The sequence below is a fragment of the uncultured Campylobacter sp. genome (assembly GCF_938039205.1).
GTDB lineage: Bacteria > Campylobacterota > Campylobacteria > Campylobacterales > Campylobacteraceae > Campylobacter_A.
Window position 1 is genome coordinate 80917 of sequence record NZ_CALHVM010000056.1, and the last position, 19563, is coordinate 100479.

Annotated in this window: 21 protein-coding genes and 2 tRNA genes; 14 read left to right on the forward strand and 9 right to left on the reverse strand. The window is 40.8% G+C overall.

Annotated elements, in window-relative coordinates:
* Positions 1–450 precede the first annotated feature (450 nt).
* From Q0394_RS08270 to Q0394_RS08305, 8 genes are all read left to right on the forward strand, one after another.
* Positions 451–2145 (forward strand): Na+/H+ antiporter NhaC family protein, encoded by a 1695-nt coding sequence (locus Q0394_RS08270; protein WP_298946721.1) that lies wholly within the window; start codon positions 451–453, stop codon positions 2143–2145.
* Between the two features lie 2 nt (positions 2146–2147).
* On the forward strand, positions 2148–3269 hold the full coding sequence (gene trmA / locus Q0394_RS08275) for a tRNA (uridine(54)-C5)-methyltransferase TrmA (RefSeq protein ID WP_298946723.1): 1122 nt from the start codon (positions 2148–2150) through the stop codon (positions 3267–3269).
* Positions 3262–3657, forward strand: a complete 396-nt coding sequence (locus tag Q0394_RS08280; protein WP_298946725.1) for a CoA-binding protein — start codon at positions 3262–3264, stop codon at positions 3655–3657. The genes trmA and Q0394_RS08280 overlap by 8 nt, the downstream gene beginning before the upstream one ends.
* Before the next feature lie 151 nt (positions 3658–3808).
* A complete protein-coding gene (gene ilvA, locus Q0394_RS08285; RefSeq protein ID WP_298946727.1) occupies positions 3809–5020 on the forward strand; it encodes a threonine ammonia-lyase in 1212 nt (403 codons plus the stop codon).
* A 202-nt stretch (positions 5021–5222) separates the two neighbouring features.
* Complete coding sequence (locus Q0394_RS08290; protein ID WP_002951264.1) at positions 5223–5909, forward strand: DUF4230 domain-containing protein; 687 nt, start codon at positions 5223–5225, stop codon at positions 5907–5909.
* A gap of 7 nt (positions 5910–5916) precedes the next feature.
* Complete coding sequence (locus Q0394_RS08295) at positions 5917–6606, forward strand: MOSC domain-containing protein (protein WP_298946729.1); 690 nt, start codon at positions 5917–5919, stop codon at positions 6604–6606.
* Between the two features lie 75 nt (positions 6607–6681).
* A tRNA-Gln gene (locus tag Q0394_RS08300) sits at positions 6682–6756 on the forward strand.
* 12 nt (positions 6757–6768) lie between these two features.
* A tRNA-Met gene (locus Q0394_RS08305) sits at positions 6769–6843 on the forward strand.
* A 47-nt stretch (positions 6844–6890) separates the two neighbouring features.
* Here Q0394_RS08305 and Q0394_RS08310 read toward each other — a convergent pair.
* The 9 genes from Q0394_RS08310 to Q0394_RS08350 all read right to left on the reverse strand — a co-directional run bounded on the left by Q0394_RS08310 (position 6891) and on the right by Q0394_RS08350 (position 14914).
* A complete protein-coding gene (locus Q0394_RS08310) occupies positions 6891–7763 on the reverse strand; it encodes a tyrosine-type recombinase/integrase (protein ID WP_298946731.1) in 873 nt (290 codons plus the stop codon).
* Complete coding sequence (locus tag Q0394_RS08315; protein ID WP_298946733.1) at positions 7763–9094, reverse strand: replication endonuclease; 1332 nt, start codon at positions 9092–9094, stop codon at positions 7763–7765. The genes Q0394_RS08310 and Q0394_RS08315 overlap by 1 nt, the downstream gene beginning before the upstream one ends.
* Positions 9095–9327: 233 nt before the next feature.
* Positions 9328–10470, reverse strand: coding sequence for a type II and III secretion system protein (locus Q0394_RS08320; RefSeq protein ID WP_298946735.1), 1143 nt, complete (start codon positions 10468–10470; stop codon positions 9328–9330).
* Positions 10424–11572, reverse strand: a complete 1149-nt coding sequence (locus Q0394_RS08325; protein WP_298946737.1) for a zonular occludens toxin domain-containing protein — start codon at positions 11570–11572, stop codon at positions 10424–10426. Before Q0394_RS08325 ends, Q0394_RS08320 begins: the two co-directional genes overlap by 47 nt.
* 3 nt (positions 11573–11575) lie before the next feature.
* Positions 11576–11995: a hypothetical protein gene (locus tag Q0394_RS08330; RefSeq protein ID WP_298946739.1), complete on the reverse strand. Its 420-nt coding sequence runs from the start codon at positions 11993–11995 to the stop codon at positions 11576–11578.
* A gap of 10 nt (positions 11996–12005) precedes the next feature.
* A complete protein-coding gene (locus tag Q0394_RS08335) occupies positions 12006–13472 on the reverse strand; it encodes a hypothetical protein (protein WP_298946752.1) in 1467 nt (488 codons plus the stop codon).
* Between the two features lie 409 nt (positions 13473–13881).
* Positions 13882–14109, reverse strand: coding sequence for a hypothetical protein (locus tag Q0394_RS08340; RefSeq protein ID WP_298946755.1), 228 nt, complete (start codon positions 14107–14109; stop codon positions 13882–13884).
* A gap of 111 nt (positions 14110–14220) precedes the next feature.
* Positions 14221–14532 carry a hypothetical protein gene (locus tag Q0394_RS08345; protein ID WP_298946757.1) on the reverse strand — a complete coding sequence of 104 codons (312 nt, stop codon included), beginning with the start codon at positions 14530–14532 and terminating at the stop codon, positions 14221–14223.
* Position 14533: 1 nt separating this feature from the next.
* Positions 14534–14914 (reverse strand): hypothetical protein, encoded by a 381-nt coding sequence (locus Q0394_RS08350; protein WP_298946759.1) that lies wholly within the window; start codon positions 14912–14914, stop codon positions 14534–14536.
* Positions 14915–15137: 223 nt separating this feature from the next.
* Between Q0394_RS08350 and Q0394_RS08355 the strand changes: the two genes are divergently transcribed.
* The 6 genes from Q0394_RS08355 to Q0394_RS08380 all read left to right on the forward strand — a co-directional run bounded on the left by Q0394_RS08355 (position 15138) and on the right by Q0394_RS08380 (position 19537).
* Entirely contained in the window at positions 15138–15374 is a 237-nt protein-coding gene (locus tag Q0394_RS08355; protein ID WP_298946761.1) for a TetR/AcrR family transcriptional regulator, read from the forward strand.
* On the forward strand, positions 15371–15853 hold the full coding sequence (locus Q0394_RS08360; protein WP_298946763.1) for a hypothetical protein: 483 nt from the start codon (positions 15371–15373) through the stop codon (positions 15851–15853). The genes Q0394_RS08355 and Q0394_RS08360 overlap by 4 nt, the downstream gene beginning before the upstream one ends.
* Positions 15854–15866: 13 nt before the next feature.
* Entirely contained in the window at positions 15867–16163 is a 297-nt protein-coding gene (locus Q0394_RS08365) for a hypothetical protein (protein ID WP_122867820.1), read from the forward strand.
* A gap of 165 nt (positions 16164–16328) precedes the next feature.
* Entirely contained in the window at positions 16329–16772 is a 444-nt protein-coding gene (locus Q0394_RS08370; protein ID WP_298946765.1) for a helicase IV, read from the forward strand.
* A 685-nt stretch (positions 16773–17457) separates the two neighbouring features.
* Positions 17458–18468 carry a bifunctional 3,4-dihydroxy-2-butanone 4-phosphate synthase/GTP cyclohydrolase II gene (locus Q0394_RS08375; protein ID WP_004321359.1) on the forward strand — a complete coding sequence of 337 codons (1011 nt, stop codon included), beginning with the start codon at positions 17458–17460 and terminating at the stop codon, positions 18466–18468.
* Complete coding sequence (locus Q0394_RS08380; RefSeq protein ID WP_298946767.1) at positions 18437–19537, forward strand: ATP-binding protein; 1101 nt, start codon at positions 18437–18439, stop codon at positions 19535–19537. Before Q0394_RS08375 ends, Q0394_RS08380 begins: the two co-directional genes overlap by 32 nt.
* Positions 19538–19563 lie beyond the last annotated feature (26 nt).

A 19563-nucleotide genomic window follows, 5' to 3' on the forward strand; every position in this document is an offset into this window, starting at 1 on the left:
AAATTTGTGGATTTTTGGGTTAAATTTGACTCTTTTATCAAATTTAACCCAAAATTGACGCCTAATATTAAATTTTGAGCGGCGAGCTTAATAATGCTTTGAATCCGTGCGGTTTTAAGCAGATATCGTAAATTTACCTTTTTATGCAAATAACACTCCGCGCATTAAATACAAAATTCGATCAACAAACCAGAGTTTCAAAATTCCCTGCAAAATTTAAATCATGACCAAATTTAAAATTTGCCACCGAGCGCAGTTTTAAACAAAATTTCCACAAAAGCTTCATTTTTAACATAAAATTTTAATAAAGAGCTAAATTTTTTAACCAATAAGCAAATTTAAAACAAAAATTTAAGCCGCTTTTAGCTAAATTTATGCCTTAAATACCGACCGACCGCACACGGGGCGGAAAATTTGATTAAACCGACGAAAAACAAAAAGGAGTTTTTGATGAAAAAGATTTTATTTTTGTCGCTTTTGCCGATCTTGGCGCTAGCCGTAGATCCCGAAGTAGCGAAAAAAAATGCCGAAATTTTCGGCTTTTGGACGCTCATACCGCCCGTGGTGGCGATAGTTTTGGCGTTTATCACCAAAGACGTCGTTTTGTCGCTTTTTATCGGCGTTTTTAGCGGAACGTTTCTCATAAACGTCATCGATTCAAGCATCCCGATGACCTTCGTAAAGGGCTTTACTGACATCGTAAAAAGGGTCGTGGGCTCGCTAGCCGATAGCTGGAACGCGGGCATCGTGCTTCAGGTGCTTTGTATCGGCGGCGTGGTCGCGCTCATCACCAAAATGGGCGGAACCAAGGCAGTGGCGATATGGCTGAGCAAAAAGGCTAAAACAGGCGTTTCGGCTCAAATTTCAACCTGGGTGATGGGACTTTTTGTCTTTTTCGACGACTACGCAAACTCCCTCATTGTGGGCCCTATCATGCGCCCGATAACGGACAAATTTAAAGTCTCTCGCGAAAAACTAGCCTTTATCATCGACGCAACCGCCGCTCCGATCGCTGGTCTAGCCGTCATCTCGACTTGGGTTGGACTTGAGATCTCGCTGATCAAACAAGGTTACGAGCTTATCGGCATAACAAACGTAAACGCTTTTAGTATATTCGTCGAGACGATGCCGTATAGATTTTACAACCTTTTCATGCTATTTTTCATCGTTTGCACCGCGTTTATGGGGCGCGAGTTTGCAGGTATGCTAAAAGCCGAGCGCAGAGCTAGAGCGGGCGAACTGCACCCTAGACGCGGCGGAGCCATGATCGAGGACGTAGAGGACAAGACGCTAGAGCCTAAAGAAAATATAAAACTACAAAGCTCAAACGCCGTTATTCCGCTTTTGGTGCTTATTTTGGGCGCGTTCGTTAGCTTTTACTTTAGCGGTCTGGGTGCGCTTGAGGGCGAGGCTCTTGAGAGCGCGAAGGCTCATCCGCTTACGTTCCATACATTTCAAGCTACGTTCGGCGCTGCCGATGCGTCCGTGGCGCTATTTCAGTCGGCTTTGCTAGCTACCGTGGTGGCGATATTTATGGCCGTTTATAGAAAAATTTTGACCATTCGCGAGGCGATAGAAACATGGGGTAAGGGCTGGAAAACCATGATAACTACGATTATCATCCTGCTTCTTGCGTGGTCGCTTAGCTCGGTTATCAAGGAGCTTGGCACATCTCGCTACCTAGTCGATCTACTTTCGCAGTCTACCCCAAAGATCGTCCTTCCGGCGGCGATTTTTATACTGGGTTCGTTTATCAGCTTTTCTACCGGCACCAGCTACGGCACGATGGGCATTTTGATGCCGCTTGCGATACCGCTAGCTAGCGCGGTGGGCATGCACAGCGGACTAGAGGGCGACGCCTTGCACGCTTATATGATAGTAAATATCTCAGCCGTTCTAACGGGCGCGATATTTGGCGACCACTGCTCTCCGATCTCGGATACTACGATACTTTCGTCTATGGGCGCAGGGTGTAACCACATCGACCACGTCCAGACGCAGATGCCTTATGCGCTTGCAGTTTGCGCGATCAGCATTTTTGCGGGATACTTCCCGACCGCGCTTGGCCTAAGCATCTGGATAGTGCTTCCTTTGGGGCTTTTAGTGACGGCTTTAGTTGTTAGATTCGTCGGGCAAAGGGTTTAAATTTGCCCGATAAATTTTGCAAATTTTTAGGAGAGTGCGGTAGTTGCACTCTTGATATGCCTTACGAGGAACAGGTTAAATTTAAAACCGAGTTTATAAGGCGTGAGTTTGAGCCGTTTTATAGCGGCGAATTTGAGTTTTTCGCCTCGCAGAGTGTTGCTTACCGCACCAGAGCGGAGTTTGGAGTCTGGCGTGACGGCGAGGAGCTTAGATTTACGATGTACGGCGCTAAAACCAGGCGCGTCATGATAGATGAGTGCCCGAAAGTAGCCGCTCCTATCGCAAATTTGATGCCGCGTTTGCTTGAGGCGCTTGCGAAAAATCAAATTTTAAAAGAGAGACTCTTTGGTGCCGAGTTTATTTCGTGCGCGAGCGGGATACTAGCGACGCTGCTCTATCATAAGCGCCTAGGCGAAACCGAACAGAGCGAGATAGAGAGCCTAGTGCGCAAATTTGCCGATCTGAGCGTAACGATAGCGGCGAGAGCAAAGGGGCAAAAGCTATTAAGCGGCGAGCTAAATTTAGAGGACCGCCTAAATATCGGCGGTAAAATTTACAAATTTACATTCGGCGACGGAGCTTTTATCCAGCCAAACACCGCCGTAAACGAAAAGATGATCGCATGGGTGAAGGGGTGTGTAGAGCACGGTGTGGATCTACTTGAACTTTACTGCGGACACGGCAACTTTACCGTCCCACTAGCTGAAAAATTCAAGCGTGTTTTGGCGACCGAAATATCCAAAAGCTCAATCGCAAATGCGCTCAAAAACTGCGAACTAAACGGCGTAGATAACATTAAATTTTTGCGAATGAGCGCCGAGGAGCTGATGAGCGCGTTTAGGCGCGAGCGTGAGTTTAACCGTCTAAGAGAGCTTGATATCTTTAGCTACGATTTCTCGCACGTTTTGGTTGATCCGCCGCGCGCGGGGCTTGATGAGAGCGTGATAAATTTCATTAAAAACTACGAAAATATCATCTATATCTCCTGTTCGCCGCAGAGCCTAAAGCGCGATCTAACGCAGCTTGCCGCGACGCACGAGGCGGTCAAATTTGCCGTGTTTGATCAGTTTGCAAATACTACTCATATCGAGTGCGGCGTGCTTTTAAAGGGTAAAAATGCCTAGCGATCTAGGGCAAATTTTATCCGACGCTAAAAATATCGCGGTCGTGGGCCTTAGTCCTGATGAGAGCAAGCCTAGCAACGAGGTTGCGAAATTTCTCATCAAGCGCGGATTTAACGTATTTCCTGTTTATCCAAAATTTGATGAAATTTTAGGACGCAAGGTCTATAGAAATTTGATGGAAATAGACCAAGATATAGACGTCGCAGTGATGTTTAGAAAAGGCGAATTTGCTAGCGAGCTAGTAAAGGACGCCGTCAAAAAATGCGTAAAAACGCTGTGGTTGCAGCTTGGTATAACAAACGATGCGGCGGGAGCGATCGCGCGCGAAAACGGGATAAATTTCGTGCAGGATAGGTGCATAAAAATCGAGCTAAAAAGGCTTGACTAGGCTAAATTTGACGTCTCTAAACGCCAAATAAAAAACGCAAATGCGGTAATGCGCGATAAAAAAATAAAGAAAACGTAAGCAAAAATACGGTAAATAAACGCGCAAGCAAAAGCGACGAAAAGTAAAATTTAAACAAAAACGAAAGGCTAAAATGATCTCTCTAAATAAAATAATCCAAGCCAAGCGCACGATAAGCGGCTTTGTGTACAAGACGCCGTTTGCCTACAGCGCAAAACTAAGCCTCGCCAGCGGCGCGCTCATCTACCTAAAAGAAGAAAACCTCCAGCGCACCGGCGCATACAAGATCCGCGGCGCGTATAATAAAATCGCAAATTTAAGCGCGCAGGAGCGTAAAAAAGGCGTCGTCGCGGCAAGTGCGGGCAATCACGCCCAGGGTGTGGCTATTTCAGCGCGCGAGTTTAAGACGCCGGCCACTATCGTGATGCCCGAGTCCACGCCGCTTTTAAAGGTGCTAGGCACCAAAGATCTAGGCGCCGAGGTTATCCTAAAGGGCGATAACTTCGACGAGGCCTACGCCTACGCCGTTGAGTACGCCAAGCAGCAGGGCATGAGCTTTATTCATCCATTTGACGACGAGTACGTGATGGCTGGGCAGGGCACGGTGGGGCTAGAGATGCTTGACGATCTGGCCGAGCTTGAGACTATCATCGTACCGGTTGGCGGTGGCGGGCTAATCAGCGGCATATCAAGCTGCGTAAAACAGGTAAACCCCGACATCCGCGTGGTCGCCGTGAGCGCAAAGGGTGCGCCTGCTATGTTTAACAGCTTTGGCGCTAAAAAGAGCATAAACTCAAAAACAGTTCGCACGATCGCCGACGGTATCGCGGTTCGCGACGCGAGCGAGACGACTCTGGCAAATATCCTAGAGTGCGTAGATGAGTTTGTACAGGTCGATGACGAAGAGATCGCAAATGCGATTTTGTTCCTGCTTGAGACGCAAAAGATCGTGGTCGAGGGCGCGGGTGCGGTCGGTGTCGCCAGTATCTTGCACAACAAGGTCAAATTTAAGGCCGGCGAGCGTATCGGCATCGTGCTAAGCGGCGGAAACATCGACGTGCAGATGCTAAACGTCATCATCGAAAAAGGTCTCATAAAGTCGCACCGCAAGATGGCGCTACAAATCACGCTGATAGATAAACCAGGCGCGCTCATGAGCCTAACCGATAGCCTAAAGATCGCAAATGCCAACATAGTAAAGATCGACTACGACCGCTTCTCCACGAGTCTGGAGTACGGCGACGCTAATATCACGATCACGCTGGAAACCAAGGGTGAAGACCATCAAGAACTCATCAAAAAAGTGCTTAGAGAGCATGATTTTAAATTTATTCAGGTGTTTTAAGCTATTTAAATTTGCCTCAAATTTGCGTAAAATTTAAAACCCGTATCTCAAAGGTGCGGGTTTTGCCAAACTGCACCGAATCTAAAAGCTCGCTAAATTTAAACTTACGATCCAAATTTATACCGATATAAAACAGCCAAAAACTCAAATTTAACGATTATTTTAACGAATTTCGCTAAAATCGCCTTTTAAAGGAGCAAAGATGATAGATGTTACAAGCCTTATTTTAGCGATTTTGCTGGCGATTTGCGTATTTACGATTTTTAGATTTAATAAAGCCTTAAAAACCGCGCAAAAGCCTGCGATGACGCAGATTAGCACCGAGATATCGCAGCTAAAATCCATCGGCGAGCTATCCGTTTTTCAGGTCTATAGCAAAGAGATCGTGACCAAAACCGACCACGCATTTGGCAGCTTTGGCAAGGAATATCTGCGCTGGCTGGTGAGCGAGAAAAAGCTCTCGATGATATTTGAGTTTGAGATAAACTTCATCTACGACCTAACGAGCCCGCGCCTAGAGATCGTAAATGTCGCGAGCGAGGAGTATCTCATCAAGATGCCGCCTTGCAAATACAAATTTTCGATCGCAAATATGAAATTTTACGACGAGAAAAACGGCAAATTTATCCCGTTTTTGCTACCTGATTCGCTAAATGGATTTTTCGGTAGCAGCTTTAGCGAGGAGGATAAAAATAGGCTCATCGAGGAGGCGCGCGCCGAGGTCGAAAAGATGTCTGTACGCCTGATAAATCAGCTCCAGTCCAAGATCCACAAGTCCGCACGCGACACGCTCGAGGCGATCGCAAAGAGCTTTGGGGCTAGGGCGGTGAGGTTTGAGTTTAACGACGAGGGCGAGCAAGTTCAGCTAAATCTGCAAAACGTAGCGTGAGGTCAAGATGGCATTTCTAAAAGCGCTTTTGATAGGTAAAGCAAGACTGTACGGTAGCGTGGCAGCCACGGACGAGCTAGGTAAGGCGTGGCGCTCAGCGATATTTAAGAGCGCGCAGACGGGCGAAATTTACGCAGGCGAGCTTGGCTTTGAGGGCGACGAGGTGGCTGATACGAAGCATCACGGCGGCGTAAATAAAGCCGTGTTTGCAAATTCGCTCGAAAACTATCCCGCGTGGGAAGCTTATCTTGGGCTTAAAAATTTGCCGTTAGGCGCGATGGGCGAAAATTTGACCATTAGCGGGCTGGATGAAAATAGCGTAAACGTGGGCGACGTGCATAAAATCGGCTCGCTAGTGCTACAAGTAACTCAGCCGCGAAAACCGTGTTTTAAGCTCGCAAAACGCTGGGGAAATGCAAATTTGGCTAAAGAAATTTTTGCCACGGGGCTAACCGGCTGGTACTATAAAGTATTAGAAAACGGCTCATGTAAGGCTGGCTGCGAGATAGAGATCCTGCAAAAAAACGAAAATGCTCTAAGCGTGATGCAAATAAATAAATTATTTTTTAATCCGAGCGAAAATTTGGATTTGTTGCCTAAATTTAGAGCCCTTGAAGTACTTCCTGTTAGCTGGCAGGATGATATAAATAGGCGTTTAAACGGCTCATACAGCACGGCTTTTATGGAAAAACTTTGAAAAAACGGCGAAAATTTGCCAAAAAGCTTGACAAATAAGGTAAAAATATATATAATCACCTTTCTTTTTACAGGCTGGGGTATCGCCAAGCGGTAAGGCAATTGGTTTTGGTCCAATCATCCAGAGGTTCGAATCCTCTTACCCCATCCACTCAAATTTCATCGCGGAGTAGAGCAGTGGTAGCTCGTCGGGCTCATAACCCGAAGGTCGGCAGTTCAAATCTGTCCTCCGCAACCAAACCCCCATTTTATCGGTATTTGAAGCCACTTTTAAAAACGCTTAATTTATTCTGAAATTGATTTAAGCAAATTTTCGATAGTTTCTTTAGATTTTCTTACGTTTGCAGTGATATATTTTTGAGTTGTAATAATATTTGTATGGCCAAGCGTAAACGATACTTGCTCAATCGGAATTTTAAGATAATTAATAGAATACGTGCCAATTAAGTGCCTTATATCATGCAGCCTAATTCTAGGCAGATTATTGCGCTTTAATAGTGAGTTCCAGCTCTTACGTAAATCCTGGTATTTGTCGTTTGTCATCGGATTTACGAATACATATCCGTTTAGCTTGTTTTGCTTCTTTGCTTCGATATATCGGCGGTAAAGGCGATCATAAAGCTCATCACTCATTTTATAAGACATATCGCGCTTAGCCTTGTTGATTTTAAACGGGATAGTGTAAGTCCTGGTCTTAAAATTTATATCGCTAAATTTAAGGCTTAACACCTCATTTTTTCGGCGACCGTGGAGCAGAAAAAAGAATATATCCGCGTTAGGCTCTTTGTTTTCTGAAATGGCTTTAATAAACTTCTTTTGGATCGATACACTGTAATCAAAATATCTTTTATTGTCAAATTTGGGCAACTCGATAAAGTCGCAAGGGTTTTTATTTATTATCTCGAGTTTTAGAGCGAGCTTAAAAATAACCTTAAGCTTTGCAAGGATATTTTTAACGGTCTTGATCTTATAATCTCGCTTGATAAGCTCGTTACAAAATCTTTGAATATCCAAGAAATTTATCTCATCGACATTTTTTAAACCTAGATCGTCTTTGAAATGCTTTTGATATGTAGATATATCGCTTCTAAGCGTAGAGGGGCTTAAAATTAGCTCATAGTATTCAAGATAATTTTTAAAAAGCTCGTTAAGGGTCATTAAAATTCATACTCCCTTAATCCGCGCTCGATAAAGTCCTCAAGGTCCGGATTATTTAGATCGTGCTTTGTATTTCTTTTCGTAAATGAATTCAAGCCGCGATCAAGCATTATATTTTCAACGTAGGCTAGGTGTTGAATATTACAGTTAGCTTTATCGAGTTTTGAATAATAATTATATAACTCGTAATTTTTCATCCATAGAGGCGGTTTTTTAAATTCTTTTCGGTTTCTCATAGCTTCAAATTTGATTTTTTGACCCTCCCGAACATACCAGGCATCTACCCAGGCGTCAAGATCGGGTTTAATGGTTTGGAAAGTTACGTTTTTAGGCGGTTTTTTACGATCATAGCTATTTATAAGCCTATCGCAAACATAATGCTCCAGCCTGCCGTTATCATAAATGATAACTTCCTTACGCTCGGGGATATTGATGTATATATAATCGCTTTGTTTATCCCACTCAAGTACGTTATTATCGTCGTTTTTAAAGTTATTTAAGTGATAGAAATCTTGCATTGTAGCTATAAAATTAATTTTCCTATAAACCCACAAAGGAACGTTATTTTGAGAGGTTAAAAAACGTCTTACTTTATGCTTTACATACCAAGCGGCAAGATCATCAAGCTCCTGGGTTTTGTCCAAATTTATAAAGGTTTTTTGAATATACTTCATTACGTAGCCAGCGGGATTATGTATAGAGGTTTGAAAGCCGTTTGTTTCGCCGTTTGCTATTTGCTCGCGTGAAATAGCGTCCACACGTAAATTTTGAGGTGCGTAAAATATATCCTTGTAAGAACGCCTAAGAAAATCTATAGTATAGCTAGGAACGAAAAGCAGGGCGTGGATATGCGGCACGCCGTCCTTTTTGTGAGGCTCAAAGCACCTTATATAAGAGTAATCGACCTTAAATTTAGCCGTAAAACGTCTAAAAAATATACGCCACTGATGATTTAAAGTAGCGCATAAATCGCTAATAGTAAGGGGCGCACCGTTTTTAACCTTGTATTTAACCTCGGTCGGTAAAAATTTCATATCTTTATCCTTAAATTTGGAGTAATCGCCGCTCAATGCGCCGCGAAAGCAGCCGTTAAGCGTGATCGTGAGAAATACCGGGCGCTGGGCGTAATCTATCGCAAAAGAACCGAACGTATTTACGCGGTTGGCAACCTCGGCGTAATACTTACGGCTAAAATTTGCGGCCATAGAGAAATCAAGCAAGCTTCTAACCTCTCCGAAGTCATTAACAAAGCTAAAGCTTTTCATATAGGCTTTTTGTTTTTCTAGCTTTTCTTGACATTGAATCCGGTCAAACTCACTGATTCCAAACACGCTCAACCTTAAAACTGGCACTTTTTTATTAGATTGACAAGGCGGCCTTCTTTGCTTGCTCCGCGCGCGGGGCGCGCGTCGCTCGCAAAATCGGCCTTTGCCGCCAAAGCCAACGCTTCGCTCATTTTGGCGGGGGAGCGAACCCGCAAGCGGCTCCCCCGCACCCTGGGTTATGTGCGGCGGCGTGGGAACCCTTGATCCCACGCTACGCGCCGCACGACACAAAATTTAGATTAGATAACTTGGATAGTCAAAGTAACTACGGAATTGATGTCCTGGTCTTGCTCGACGGAAAAGAGATATTTAAGAATATAAATGTCTTTTAAAATGGGGATGCCGTTACGCTGTTTTTGTGTAGTGGTTTTGTTAATGCCTGATAAAACTAAAATATCGCCGCGTTTGAGAGAATACGAGCTTTTAAGCTCCTTTTTGCTTGTAATAGGCGTCAATGTATTGCTAGATGAAAGTAAGTCCTCGAGGATAAGATGTAGGTCAAAATCAACGTGATCTTTTAAAATAACCGGTTTAAGAGTAATTTTTAATCCAACGTCTTTGTATTCATAACTGTTTTGGGTAGTGGTCTGGGTAGCCGAAGTCTGGCTATTTTGAACTAAATAAGGAATATTTTGAACGGCAGAGAAATTAACTTCAGTGTGATTTTTAGCAGTCAAAAAAGGGCTAGATATGATCTTGGTTAAGCCGTTGGTATCGAGGAAATTTAAGACGCCGAAAAAACCCTCGCTATCGTTTCTTACAACGTTTGAATTAGTAGTGTAAGGCGAAGTAATAAGATTAATGTAATAAGCCAAATCGCCGTAATTTAGCGGCTTAAGCAGGCTTTGAAGCTTTGCGCCGCGGTCTTTAATATCTTTTAGATTAGTTTCCGTGATAGTGAGCTTAAATTCAACCTGCTCGAGGGGTTTATCTATAGAAGCCACGGCTTGTTTTATTTGCTCGTATGCTACATCATCAGCGCGAAAGAATACAGAGTTTGAAGTCGTAGAATATGTCGCATTTAGCTCAAAATTTGCCATTATTCGGCGAACGTCCTCAACAACGTAATTACTAAGATCAATGCGCCTTAAATCGTAATCGGGTAGCTTTTTATCGGTTATATAGTAAAAATTGTCCTTTTTATAGAGAAATAACCCTTTAGACTCAAGCATTTTTCTAAACATAGAAAGGGTTAAATTTGTATCGTGCTGATAGATAAAGTAATAATAATTGCCGTCAATACTATCATCTGTTACAATAGCTATATTGTTGGATATACTTGCAAGCTGAGCGAAATTTACAAGATCGGTGTAAATCATTTCAGCTTTAGAAAAACTAATTACGCAAAGAGTTAGGATCAGAATTTTTTTGAAAGTTTTCATTTAGAGCACCTTTATTAGATTTTTGAAATGAAGCAAGCTTGATAGTTTCAAGCACCGGGGATTTAAAAACGAGGTAATATTCAACATAATGCTTATTTTTCGTAGTAGAGTAAAAATAAGCGGGTTTATGGCTTGAAATAACAAAAGAAACATAGGTATAAGGGAATGAACCCGAACCGCCTTTAAAACGGCAGCTATCAGCAACGCAAACGATTTCATAAATATAAGCAGCCTCGATAGGCTCGTCAGGTTTAGAAGCATTAGACGACAAAGAAGCCTTAGACGAAGCAGAAGAAGCCGCGGAGACTTGCGGGGTTAAATTTTCAGACGGAGTAGTCGCATATTCATCCGGAACGGCAAAAAAGGTATTAAATACATAAATGAAAGCGAACACGCTTAAAAGAGAGATAATAAGACCAGCGACCATAAAAAATTTAACTACCGATTTACTCTTACTATCCTGGCCTGAATGATAGAGATTAAAAACTTCCTGATTAAAAGGCAAATTTATATTAAAGTTATTGACCCGGTCGGTTTTAAACATCTTATAAGACATAAAATAAGCGTATTTAAAGCGTGTAGAGAATAGACGCTTGGAACTATCTATAGCAAGATAAAACTTCTCGGCTACACGCTTGTATTCGTTGTTTACCAGGCTTAAATCTTGGGTGATGAAATACAAATCCTGGTAAAGGTGTCTGTGGTAAGTGACCCACCAAACGAGAACTGGATCTTCTTTGGCCTTAAAGTAGTTATGGATCTCATCAACAACGAAAAGAACCTTATAAAGCCTCATTTCTTTAGCTAGCTCGATCAGCTCCTTATCGGTCTTTTTTTCTACCTTATAGGCATTGTAAAGCTTTGCAAGGTTGGCATATACTTCATCATAGTCAAATTTTAATAATCGCTCGTCAAGCTCAAATTTAAACTCATTGATATTAGTATAGGCATAGAGATATTCATTTTTAGGAAGTTTAGGCTTGAAAATTTTGCCTAAAATACCTTTAGCCGGCTTTGGCTTATAGATAAACATATACCAAAGCTTGTAAACCGCAAAATAGGATTTTCCAGAACCTGGATTACCAACTATATAGGTTATCATGGGTTAGAGCCTGGCGATGTTAAAAGTAGTCAGAGTAAGTTGCATAGAATGCAAGACCTTAAAGCCGATCTTATAGACATAAAGCAAAATAACGGAAACAATAGGAACAGAAAAAATATTATAGACATCAACAAAGGCATCCCAAACGCCAAGAGCGCGAATAATATCCATAGCCCAAGCTAAAATCTCATTAGAACCGCCTGAACTAATATCACTTAAAAAAGATATAAATTTATTAATAGAGTCATGAACAAACATAATAAGTTTAAAAACAGCCCAACCATAAGCTATAACAAGAGCAAACAACGCAGTATTAATAAAAACCATCTTACCGAATGTAATACCCTTAAGAACCCAACCAACAAATTTTTCAGCGAGAAAAGTCCTAAAAAACCAAACAATAGCAGAATATAAAGCAGGCATTATCTATCCTTTAAAATGAAAATATCAAAAATTTAATAATCAAGAAAAGAAAACAACCAAAGAAAAAAACGTAAAAAAGATAGTAAAAAGCACCGGACGCAGGCTCAACAATCTTACAAAAATCAAAATCTATTTCAATGTTATGGCCGAAAAAATCAATAGTTTCTTTATGAGAACAACTCTTCGGAACACTTTTTTTAGAAATATCGTTAAGGCCTTTACCTTTTAAATTATTAATAAATTGATCAATACCGTTTTTAAACGCATTAAAACCCTCAGAACCTTGAAATTCTTTTTCAATATTAGAAAAAGCACCTCTATAAGCTTTCTCAAAAGCCCCCATTTCCTTATTTAAACCATCAGCATTAAAATCACCTTCTTTAAATTTAACACCATCACCGCCGAAGCCGCCACCGCCACCACCGCCAGGTTTTGTATTGTTATTATCGGGTTTACATTTGGGATCGCTAGGATTTTTTTTGCAAAAATCATCAGGTTTACATTTTGGATCGTCTGGGTTTTTCTTACAAAATTCATCTTTGTCCTTGTCTTTGTCCTTGTCTTTATCTTTGTCTTTATCCTTATTGTCTGGATCAGGATTGTCGGGATCATCGGGTTTTGGATCGGGTTTTGTTTTATTGTCGTCAGGTTTTGGGTCGGGTTTATCGTCGGGTTTACATTTTGGATTAGTAAAAGAATGCTGAATAGAACCATCACCACAAGAGCCTTCAAGCTGACAACCATCAAGAGAACCGCCATTTTTACCCCAAAATGTTGGATCAATAGAACTATTGCCATAACCTCGACAAATACATTTTAAAACAGACAATGGATCTTTTTCACCACTACAATCAATGCAAGAGCCATCTGTAAAAGCAAATTTGTTAATCTTGCCGTCTTTACGGCAATCATTAAAACAAGTATTTGTTTCAGGATCCCAAGACTCGTTTTCTTTACATTTTTGACACTGTTTCGTTTGTGTGTTGAAGTGTTCATCAGATTGACAAGAGGAAACTAAAGAAATAGACATTTTTTTATAATAAGAAAATTCAACCTTTTTAAAACTAGGGTCTTTACCGAACTGATCATCGTAACCATGCTTTGAGCAACCGAGATAATCAGAATTATCCTTTTGACAAATTACGGTGCTTTTTGAAAAACTAGGATCATAATAATATAAATCACGAACAGAATTTTTAGGCTTATTTTCAAGCATATATCCAGAATCTTTTAAAAATTCCAAATTAAAAACACTATCATAAATAGGATTATAAGTATATATGTCATCAGCAATACGTAAATAAGAATTACTCAAAATTTCAACGTTAGAAGCTTGAGAAGCAGACACACCAACGGGAAGGAAACTATTTTTTACAGATGAAGTATAGGTCCAATCATCAACAGTTGAGAAATCAACGGAAAAAAGGTTTATACAAAAGGCGAAAGATAAGAGGATAAATTTTAATAAACCTCGCATGGGGAAGCCTATTTAATCAATTTCTTAGCTAAGATGCTTATACAAAGTGAAAATGGAAATGATATAAATAAGAAATAGATAAATATGCTAGCAAAGTAATCAAATGAAGCAACGCCAGTAATTGTAAACATTTTAAGCACCTTAGCTAAATTTATGAACGAACAAAATAAACAGCAAATTCACAAGAAAGCCGAATAAAATACCCGATAGAGCCATCATAAAGTTATATTGCTCTTGAGAAATACCAAGATCAATCATTAGCCGATCTCCTGAAAAAATCAATCGCAAGAGATACCACGAAATAAGCGACAAAGGCTCCAAACATAGGAACATATAAAGAAAACATAAACTTGTAAAATTTAGCCAACTCTATAAATTCAAACATACTAGAGCCTTTGGAATATTCAGATTAACCGACTTTGCGGATCATTCTGAACGCTATTGAAACAACAGCGATAGCAGCAAGCGCACCGAATACGGCAGCACCGACAGCGTAAACGTTGGCTAGATTGATAGTACCTGTAACAGTTCCATCAGTACCCATAGTTAGATCAGCAGCAGTAGCATTAACCGCACCTAACCCCAAACCAAGAGCTAAAAACGCAGATTTTAGCCCAGAGAAGAGTTTCTTAAACATCTTCTATCCTTTTAAGAAAATTTTAGTAGTGTGAGCTACTTATTTAAGAGCTAAAGAATTAACCCTTAAATAAGTAGCCGAAATAAATTCGGCTAAAAATCAAAAAACAAATCAAGAACCATCAGACAATAAACTATTGCAAGAAGTGGTAACAATGACAAAACCGTCTCTAGGAATAGTGCCGGAAAAAAAGACACTATTTCCATCATCAAATTTATTATTAATAAATTTGGCAACTTTAAGCGCAAAAGCATAACTACAACAAGGAATTTTAAAAGTCATATTTTGTTCAAACAAACTTCCATCTTTTAATTTTTCAAAAGAATTTGAACATTTTATAAGAACGGCAGGCTCGGAATCCTTGCCGCCGCCAACGGCTAAAACTTCACCGCGAAAAACCTCATAATTAAGAGAAAAGCTCATGTTAAGCCCCCTTAGAAGCTTTTTCGGTTGGCTTTGAGTCAAATAAGAAGTATTCGTAAGGCTCGGCTACGGTTATAATACGCTGATCGCCAGCAGGGAAACCGCCGTGTAAAACAATAGGGCCTTTTTTAAGCTTTTCACGAACAGCATTCCCAACGAGCCCGGCGGTAACGTCATCAGGGCAAACGATTTTAAAAACTACGGGTTGCTGAACGCTATCTATAATGCCGGTCTTTTTATTCTCAACATCATAAACGTTTACAGTAGAAATTCGGACAGACGAGGAATAATCAGTTCCCTCAAATTTACCAGAAGCGGAACTTCTAATAAGTCCCTTAACAAGTGTGTAGGTTAATTCATAACCTTTATCAACTAATTCCATAAAGCACCTCTTAAAAATGAATTTAGAGCATAAACACCGCCGCGGAGGTGCTCTATACCTAAACGCGGCGGAAACAGTTTAGCGCCGTATTCAGGGCGGAATTCCACATTTTTTTGATATAATCTAAAAATATGAAATACTTTCAACAAATTAGATTTCAACAATGAAATTATTTCATATATAAGCTTAATATAAAATAAAAAATGAAAGAATTTCTATAAATATGGAAAAAAAAGAAATAGCAAATTTGCTAGAAATAGAGCTTAGAACGCTTTATAATTGGGAAAAGAATAGACCAACTCTGTATAAATTTATAGTTGAAAATATTGATAAAACTATCGAAAAAGATTCTAAATTTAACGAACTTAAAGAATATTTTGAAAAACTTACAGAAAAAGAACAAGAATTTTACTTATCAAATATAAAAATAACTGTTTTAAAAAAAGAGCTAGGGCAATGAAAAAAATACTAATATTATTATTTGGAATAAATTTGCTAGCCTTAGATTTTGGTAAAGATGTAGATATTGTTGGAAAGTGGTATATAAGAAGTGTGGATGATTTATCGTTTGCGTTTGCATCAGGGGCTGGAAATAAATGGACGTTAAATTTTAGACCAGACGGAACAATTTACGACATACTAAAAGATAGAGAAGTTAAAAAACAACTTAATTGGCAATATTCAAAAGAACCGGGAATAGTAAGTATAAAATTTCAATTAGAAGTAGACAATAAACAATTTGTTGAAGCAATGATCGGGAATATAATGAACGACGATATAAAAATAAAAAGAAAATTAGATTTAGTAGAAAATAGAAATTGTTATTTAGTAAATATAATAAACAAAGAAAGAGATGTATATATGTGCGAAATCTTAGATAAAAAAGAAAGCCAACGAAGAGAAAGAGAAAGAGCAAAAAGAGTTATTAAAATAAATTAAAAAAAGGAAAAATATGGACGAATATTTTAAAAACATGAGCAAAATCATGGAGGAATCAGCAAAAGGTATGCAAGATTTTAATCAGGCAATGGCAAAAGGAGCAACACAAATGTATTATATGGGAACAGCAGAGGCAATAATAAGCATAATAATAACAATAGCAATGATATATTATATTTTCAGAAGCTATAGCTTAGCAAAAGAAGCAGAAAGAAAAATAAAAAATTTAGAACTAAGATTTTACGAACTAGAGGAACACATTGAAAAAACAACAGGAGAAAAAATAAAGCATAGGGCTTTTTTTGATTAAAATAACAAAAAACGCCCAAAAAATGGGCGTTTTAAAAGAGATTTTACAGCCCATAATCCTCATAACCCGAAGGTCGGCGGTTCAAATCCGTCCTCCGCAACCAAATCTAAAATTTATCCTTCACTTACTCCAAAAAATCAAATTTTGCACTAAAGAAAATTATTTATGAACTTTGACGTATCTCAAATTTTAATCGTTTTACTGCTGATCGTAATTGCTTTGCTAGCTTTAAAGCTATTTAAAAGGCAAAAAATCAAGCAAACTAGATACAAAAGCGATAGCGGCAATACGGTAAAAAGCCGCGCCGAGCTCATTGTGGCAAATTGGCTATTTTACCGCGGTATAGATTTTATCTACGAGAAAAAGGTGCCGACCAAAGAGCGTGTCATTAGTGATTTTTATTTGACGCAAAGCGAAATTTATATCGAATTTTGGGGACTTGAAACACCGCAGTATCTAAAAAGAAAAAGTAAAAAAATCAAAATTTACAAGAAAAACCGCCTAAAACTTATCCAAATGAACGACGACAGCTTGCGCGATCTAAACACGTTTTTTGCCAAAGAATTTGCAAGACTCGGCGCAAAATACCAAATCAGGCCAAAGCTCTAAAAATCGTCAAATTTCGTAAACGCTATCGCATATGTAGCAAATTTGCATGCAGATATGGCTACTAAATTTGACGGACACAAAATTTATTAAATCAGAAAAAACCAACTATTTAAAAGCATTTGCAGTCGTTTGAAAAATAGATATTAGTAAGGTGTAAGAGCTGAAGTCGCCGATCGCAGTGCGCGTGCGATAAAACCGTTTGAGCAAGAGCGCGGATATGGTCGTTAAAAAGATTTGCCACTCGCGTACGTCAAGCGAGCGTTTATGCTTTTAAGGTCGGCAAATTTGCTCCAAAACAGTTCCAATCAGCGGCGAGTTTGATCAAATTTAGTCGCCGCGATGAAAAACAACCCAAATCGTATCGCGCTCCATTTTAAGGTTTGACAAATTTAATCAAAATAACAATTCTTGTAAATTTGCCTCACGCATATTATTATCGCCAAATTTAACCTTTAACATTTTCAAGGTGCGGGTTATGCCCAAAATCGGTCAAATTTAATAAATCCGTAAAAATTAAACAAAAACTTACAAGCCTGGTCGCTTCGTTTAAATTTAACTAAAGCCCGTTCGCGCCGCGTTTGGCTACATCTAAAAGTCCGTAAAATCTCAAGCCAAGCCCGCGCAAAAGCCTAAATTCAAAGCTAAAAATGTATAATTACCCCAAATTTTTAAACAAGGAATAACAATGGATAGAGTAGAGCAGGCCATAAACGACATCAAAAACGGTAAAATGGTCGTAATGGTCGACGATGAGGATCGCGAAAACGAGGGTGATCTGGTATTTGCGGCGACCTTTAGCGACACGCAAAAGGTAAATTTCGCCATAACTCACGCAAAAGGCGTGCTGTGCCTCGCGCTAAACGAGGAGATCGCGCGTCGCCTCGATCTAAATTTGATGGTAGATAAAAACACATCCTGCCACGAGACGGCGTTTACAGTAACGATCGACGCTAGAAACACGACGACGGGCGTGAGCGCATACGAGCGCGACGTCACGATCCGCCTAGCCGCCGATCCGATGTCAAAGCCCGAGGATTTCGTGCGCCCGGGACATATCTTCCCGCTCATCGCTAAAAAAGGCGGCGTGCTAAGCCGCACCGGGCACACCGAAGGGTCGGTCGATCTATGTAAATACGCAGGCCTAACGCAAGCAGCCGCCATCTGCGAGATCGTAAAAGAGGACGGAAATATGGCTCGTAGACCCGATTTAGAGGCATTTTGCGAGAAATTTGGACTAAATATGGTCTCTGTCTCAGAGCTAGTGCAGTACCGTCTAAAACACGAAAGCCTAATCGAGATAAAAGAAAAAACCGCGGCTAAGATAGCAGGCTTTGACGCGCTAAAATGCGAGATCCTAGATCACAAGGGCGAGCGTCACTACGCCTTTGTTTTTGGCGAGATAAAAGACAAAACCGCAGTCAAATTTCATCAAATTTCAAGCGACGTGGAGCTGCTTTGCTCGGATAAATTTGACGACTTGCGCGGCTCGCTTGAGTATCTAGCTAAAAACGGCGGAGTCGCGGTGTTTTTACAAGGCGAAGAGAAGTGCGGCGGACAGGTCAAGGACTACGGCATCGGGGCGCAAATTTTACACAAACTAGGCGTCAGCCGTATCGAGCTTTTAAGCGCAAATAAAAACAAAGATTTCGTTGCATTAAAGGGCTTTGGGCTTGACATCGCGGGCTACAAAGAGTAACGCAAGCGGGCCTAGCGAGGTAGCGCGGGCATTTGCCAAGACGCTAAATTTGGGGCTTTTGTACGCGGATAAAAAGGGCGTCATAAAATTTATAAATAAAAAATTCGAGCGTATTTTTGCTCTAGCGCCAAAAATTTTTTACGGAGCGAAATTTGACGATATGATCGCTGCGGCGCAGGGACTTGACGAGCTAAAGAGCTTTAAAAATCTCAAAAATAGCCCGCTAAACTCGAGCGATTTTATCGTAAAAAAAGGCGAAAAAAGTTTCAGGCTAAACGTCTCGAACGTACTTGAGGGCGGGGTGAAATTTGACGGATTTATCCTCGCGGTCACCGACGTCACGCACGAAAAAGAGCTCGAAAAAAAGGAGCTTGAGCAAAGGCGCTCGGTGCTGGTGCACGCTAAAACCGCGCTGGTAGGCGAGATGATAAACTCCATCTCGCATCAGCAGCGCCAACCTCTAAGCGCGCTGGGGCTATATCTAGATAACATCGAGGAGTGCGCGAGCGAGGGCGAATTTGAGCGCATATCGGCTCAAATCGCAGCCTGCAAAAAGAGCCTAAGGCTCATGGATGAAACGATAAAGGCGTTTAGAAATTTTTACGCCAGCGGCGAAGGAGCGGCGAAATTTGATCTCGTTAATATCATAAACGAGCTTATTTTGATAGTGCGGCCCGAGCTAAACTCTCACGGTATCGAGCTAAAATTTGCTCACGAGAGCGGAAAATACGAGCTAAAAAGCGTCGCTAGCTACGTGAGGCAGATCTTGCTATCCTTACTCTCAAACGCCAAGGACGCGCTAGTTGAAAGCGGACGTGATACGCCGCAAATTTTAATCGAGCTAAAGAGAGAGGGCGGGCTATTTTGCGTGAGCGTGAGCGATAACGGCGGCGGGGTTAAGGCGGATAGAGATGAGATTTTCGAACCGTTTTTTACGACGAAAAATATAGGTACGGGCACGGGGCTAAACGTAGCTAGGGAACTCGCCGTAAAAAAGCTAGGCGGCTCGCTGGAGCTTGAAAGTGCCGTAAATCCGACTAAATTTACGCTATTTTTAGGCGAAATTTAGACGAGGCGGTAAATTTGAAAATTAGT